Below are 4983 nucleotides of genomic sequence, written 5' to 3'. Positions count from 1 at the left end.
CGCTAAGAGTCAGGAACTTGTCGGCTATTCTGCTTGAGCGAACGGACGGCGCCGTTTGTGTCATGACAATCGAAGTTCCGGCCCGCTTCAGCTCAACGATCGCAGCCTCCATTGCTCTTCGAGAAGGGCGATCGAGATTGGCGGCCGGCTCGTCTAGAACAAGCACTCTGGGCGTTCCGTAAATGGCTCGCGCTAGGGCAATTCGCTTGCGCTCGCTTCCCGACAGCCCCGTCGTTTCCTCGCTGATTTCAGTATCGTAGCCTTGAGGAAGCCGCACGATGATATCGTGAATGTTTGCTAGTTTCGCAGCAGCAAGAACATCGGAGAATTTTCCCTCGCCCATACGAGCGATGTTCTCACGCACGGTCCCGTGAAAGAGCTCCGTATGTTGCGGTAGATATCCTATCAATTGTGCCCGCATTTCAGGCGGAAGACGCCAGATCTCGACATCGCCCAAGCGGATTTGGCCGTATTGAGGCTGCAAAAGCCCAATCAGCAAACGCGCGAGTGTTGTTTTTCCTGTCGCAGCGTCACCGATAATGAGAAGCAGCTCCCCACGACCGACTTCAATGCTCAATCGTCTCACCACGTAATCGCGGCGGCCATAATATTTGAAGCTGACACTATCGACGATCAGCTCGGCCTCGCTGGTGCTTTCGGCGACGGAAGCTTCCCTCTCGCCCTCCTCCGAAAGCAATTGCTTAACCCGTTGATAGGACGTGCCCGCCTCTTTCAATGACCGCCAGTCCCGTACTGCCCGCTCGGCTAGTGAGTAGCCAAAGCTCCCCATCATCCTCGCGGCGAAGATGCCGCCAAGAGTCGCTTCATTCTGCAGAAACAACCATATGCCGACGCCGATCATGGCGATCCTGTAGCACTGACCCAATCCTCGCATCATGGTTCGGAAGAGAGCGATATTTGCCTCGGATCTGTCGCGCTCCTCAAGGTGAGCAATGTTGCTGCGCCGCCACCGTTCGGTCAGGCTCGTCGACATGGTGAGAGCGCCGACCGTTTCGATGTTCCTTTCAGCGCCTGCTACAATCCTATCGGCCGCGCTCTCAGCCTGACGTGATGCGCGCCGCGTCCCTCGCGTAATCAGATCCTGAAGTGGACCAAGCAGAAGCAAGATAACTATCGCGCCTATCGTGACCCATCCAAGCAGGGGGTGAACGAGATAAATGCCGAAGAAGAACAATGGCGCCCATACGACATCGAGCCATGATGTTCCTGACCGTGTCACGAATGAGCGCAAATTAGAGAGTTCCCCCAGCGCCTCCGGCGCGGTGGGCGTATCACTGGTCGATCTGTTGGCCAGACTGGCATGTAGTAGCCTCACACCGAATTGCTGCTCAATCCATATACCCCAGCGAGAAAGCATCCGTCGCCGCACTACTTCCAGCGCCAATCCTGTAATGAGGGCGACAATGACGATGAGCGTGAGCATGATGAGGGTTTCGACGCTCCGGCTCGCAGGAACACGATCAAAAGCGCTCAGCATATAAAGGGGTACTGAGAACTTGAGCACGTTGATGAACGCACTGAAGATTACGACCGCTACGAGTCCAGGGCGGGAAGCTCGCCAAGCAGCGCGAATGACCTGGTTTCTGCTTTTAGACTCTCTGCTTTTCGACCTCGCCATAGGATTCCTAAATCAACAGGAGTTACGGGCGCTTCCACAGGGTCTCCAATCATTCGGACCCACGGGCTTCATCCCATTTCAATCGACCTGCGATTAGCTCTATCCCGTGCGCGACCTTGGCCGCACCTGATCAGGAATCGTTGAATCGTGGTCTCGTCACGCAGCTCTCACGACACGTATTCGTCTTGAGCCCTTTTTCGTCTTGAGCCCTTTCTGGCTAAGGACTTTGATGATTGCCCTCACAACCATTTTAAGAAAGAAGCACTGTTTGGATATACCTATTCCGATATATGCCTTTTGAGACACATGCAGTTTCAAAGAAAAGCCCCAAACCGAACGTGCGTATAGGGCTTCCGATTGGTGGGTTCGTTGTAATTACCTCGCAGTAATTATCCCTTTCCGTTTTACCGCGAATATCTCGGGAAGCTGCTTATCACCGCAGTATCAAGTTGAAGGTTCATCATCAGCTTGGCAGGCAATCTCGCAATGGCGAGACTTGGTAAGTATGCCGCCATAGAAGCGCTTTAGCGATCATTTCTCTTTAGCGCCGAAGAGGCCATGCATCTCGATGGGCCTGAACAATTGCTTCGACTCGCGTAGCCCCGGCCGTCCGGTATCCGACGAGTCGTTGAAATGGATCAGTTCTGGAAACTCCGCCATATGGCGATAGCACAGGAGATAGGAGAGACCACGGTAATTGATATCTGTGATGCAAAGGAAGTTGCACCCCAAGGTGTGCGCCAGATGGCCTGTAAAGGCGAAGCCGCGTACCACCCCATCGCATTCGGCAACCAATCCGTTGAGAAGTGCATGCGGAAAGCGTTCAGCCGTCTTCAAGCAAGCGCGCGTGTAGCGATACCCGTTCGGCGCAATGCCGTTGGCGATCAACCGTTCCCGCCAACCGTCCAGGACAGCTTGACAGGCAGGCCGATCCGCAGCCGTGTAGGGCCGTGTCTCGACGTGTCCCTGGCGGAGAGCGCCTGCTATTTTGTTGCGCAGCTTTTTGAAGCTCGATCCCTCCAATCCCATGACAGCCGCGCGATCGAAGATGAATTCTTCTTCCCTAAAGAAGACTTCGAATCCTGCGCGAGTGACCGGTAAGGCATCTTTTTCCTGCACCCAGACGATCCGGCTTGTACGGTTGCCATTGTACTCCTGCATCCGTTGCTGGGCATAACGCAGCGCCGCGACGCTAAAGGGAAACGGGGGAAGATAAAGATCCATCCGCGAGTGTCCTTCCCGGCGGCGGATCTGATAGACGAGAACGGAGCCGTCGTAGAGCTCCCAGTGCAGCGTATGCGCACGAAACTGGCCGTAGAAATGCAGCAAGGGGAAGTAATAGAGCCAAGCCTTGACCTGCGCTTCTTCCGCAGCCGAAAGGAAAATATCCGCATCCTTGATCTCGACGGGAGCAAGGTTTTCCAAACCGATGTTTCTCTGCGCCATATTCATCGTTCACCAACCTCGGGAATGGACGCTGGTCGCCCCTGACGACCCTTTTCTCGAACGGTTCCAAACAAGATCAGGCTTCACTGTGACGGTCGAAATGACAATGGGAACAATGGGATTGAGTTGTACCCATTACGTACTACAGATGATGGATTATCCTGTTGGTTTCAGAAGGTTTATGGTTCCGGGGCTGGTTCCGACACTGGCACACCAATGTGCCAGAGTTCGGCATCCGTTACGCCTGTATCCAGCCAGACTTTATCTGTTTGTCTCCGGCGCCCGCGGTGAATTTCTGCTTGAACTCAGCCAACCCGCGGCTTCGTCCCACATCGCCGGAATTGATCCACTCTCTATCAGGATACAACTTGGCGTGTTCATGAACGATCAAAGGCCCCACATCGTATTGATTGTCGCCTCTRCCATAAACGTAAGTGGCCCACGATACGCCAAGATGGCTGCCGACGGTGTAGCCGATCACATCATCATCCAGCATCACCGCAATGTGCCGAACGCCCAAAGGCTCAAGCGCGGCAAGATTCTCCAAGCTCCACGCCGTGCGGGTTCGATAATACGTCGTCTCACCCTTTGCTTTCTTGTCCGCGAACCAGCGATCGTTGCAGGCCATCACACGATCAAGATTCTCTGGGCCGATCGGCTCCACATGCACGCCTGCCTTCAAGAGCTTGCGAATGTTTCGACGGTGCCCTTGCAGAGAAGAGCCGATCATTCCGGACACGGTTTCACGTTTCCATACGAACTCGTGTCGGCTCCTGCGAGGGGCGATGTTACCCATCCAACCTTCCCCATGCGGTGCAAACACAGTTCCCAGGAGGTCACCGGGATTGAGCGCCTGCGTTTCTCGTTTGAGAGCCTGCTCATAAGCGTCCCAGTCCGATACCAACGGCAGCAGCTTGGTCTTCTTGCCCAAGCGGAGGAGTATGCAATCCCGCTTCACCTCCTCCGTAGCGCCATGGGCAAAATCCTCCGCCAGCACCAGCAGACTCATATCGAATGTCGTTCCTCCCAGCGCCTCCAGGTTCCGGCCCCATTCAGCGGCACGAGCAAATGTTTCGCGCTGAAGCCAGGACCTTTCCATCGGCGGCAGGCCCGTGGGCTCCGGCTTGGGAAGCCGTTCGATCCGCTCCCGCGCTCCAGCATGGTCAGGCTCCTCTACAAGGATGCTGCGGTAAATTTCCTCCGCATCGCGAAAGCGCAACAGTTTGCGTAATTGTGCGGCTACCTTGAGCTTCAGGTCTATCCGGGCGGGGTCGGCCGCCAGAGCGGCTTGATAATAGTTGAGGGCAAGCCTGTGCTCGCCTCGGGTGCGTGCGATATGACCAAGACCTGCCAGCGCCCGCACCAGCTTCGGCTGCTCTTTGAGCAGGCTCAAGTACAGTGCCTCCGCGTCGTCCAGGCGCGACAGTGTTCGAAGCTCCTGCGCTATCTCGAGCTTGGGACGGGTCCGACGTGGGTTGGCGGCCTGCGCAACTTCAAAATAGCTCAACGCTGCAGCCGCATCGCCCCGCTCTCGGGCAAGATAGCCGAGATTTAAGGGAGCCCGATACTCGGTCGGCTGCTTCTCCAAGATGATCTGGTAAACACTCTCCGTGGCCTTGCGCAAAGCTGCCACCGCCTCAAGATGGATCGGCACTTGCCTCTCGACCTCTGGCAATCCGGCTTGGCTATTGGCGTCCGTAGCTGATGCATGATTTGTTTGAGAAGCTTGCGGGATCACGGCGGCCTCCAGCACGACCTAGGAAGGTTTGATTGTTGTGCCCCTCAAGGTGGCAGCACGGAGGAAGCTGTCCGCTTCACCCTCGATATTGCCTTATTCGCCATTGTGCCCATGAAGAACATCCGACCGCCAGAGCCTGCTGTACAGGCAAGGGAGCTAT

3 protein-coding genes are annotated in these 4983 nt (G+C 55.7%); all 3 read right to left on the bottom strand.

What is annotated here, in order from left to right; genetic code table 11:
• The coding region (locus ACXJKO_RS29745; protein ID WP_457094626.1) for a type I secretion system permease/ATPase at positions 1-1498 on the bottom strand (1498 nt) is incomplete at its 3' end.
• Between the two features lie 672 nt (positions 1499-2170).
• Positions 2171-3091 (bottom strand): phosphatidylglycerol lysyltransferase domain-containing protein, encoded by a 921-nt coding sequence (locus ACXJKO_RS29740; RefSeq protein ID WP_457094625.1) that lies wholly within the window; start codon positions 3089-3091, stop codon positions 2171-2173.
• Positions 3092-3323: 232 nt separating this feature from the next.
• The gene (locus tag ACXJKO_RS29735; protein WP_457094624.1) at positions 3324-4823 is read right to left on the bottom strand and encodes a tetratricopeptide repeat protein; all 1500 of its coding nucleotides are present in this window, start codon (positions 4821-4823) and stop codon (positions 3324-3326) included.
• Positions 4824-4983 lie beyond the last annotated feature (160 nt).

Source organism: Microvirga sp. P5_D2, from assembly GCF_054049475.1.
Note: the sequence above shows the minus strand (reverse complement) of the source record. Positions and strands in the feature narration are given on the sequence as shown.

Bases quoted from the DNA above. Each gene is read 5' to 3' on its own strand.
- ACXJKO_RS29740 (WP_457094625.1), bottom strand. From the start codon at position 3,091: ATGAATATGGCGCAGAGAAACATCGGTTTGGAAAACCTTGCTCCCGTC.